A 315-nucleotide genomic window follows, 5' to 3' on the forward strand; every position below is an offset into this window, starting at 1 on the left:
GTTCTGACAGTCACCGTAAGATCCTCTTTTAACATGAATCATTGAATACTGATTAAAAACTCTCAGCACGAGTTAGTGGCGTATTTGCTCAAGTTCGTTCTGACTCAACCCAGTCGTTTTCATTATCGTTTCACGGTCGATACCCATGTCGATCATCGCACATGCGATTTTCAGGATCCCCCGTTTTTCGCCTTTATTCAATCCTTCTTGGAGTCCTTCCTGACGTCCTTCTTGGTGCCCTTCCTGACGTCCTTCTTGGTGCCCTTCCTCGCGTCCTTCTTGGTGCCCTTCCCGGCGTCCTTCTTGGCGTCCTTC

The 315-nt window shown here is 48.6% G+C and carries 1 pseudogene; it reads right to left on the reverse strand.

Annotated elements, in window-relative coordinates:
* Positions 1-72 precede the first annotated feature (72 nt).
* Positions 73-315: pseudogene (locus tag ABR397_RS23690) on the reverse strand (ISNCY family transposase); the annotation flags it as partial.

The organism is Photorhabdus viridis (assembly GCF_040256935.1).
Lineage (GTDB): Bacteria > Pseudomonadota > Gammaproteobacteria > Enterobacterales > Enterobacteriaceae > Photorhabdus > Photorhabdus viridis.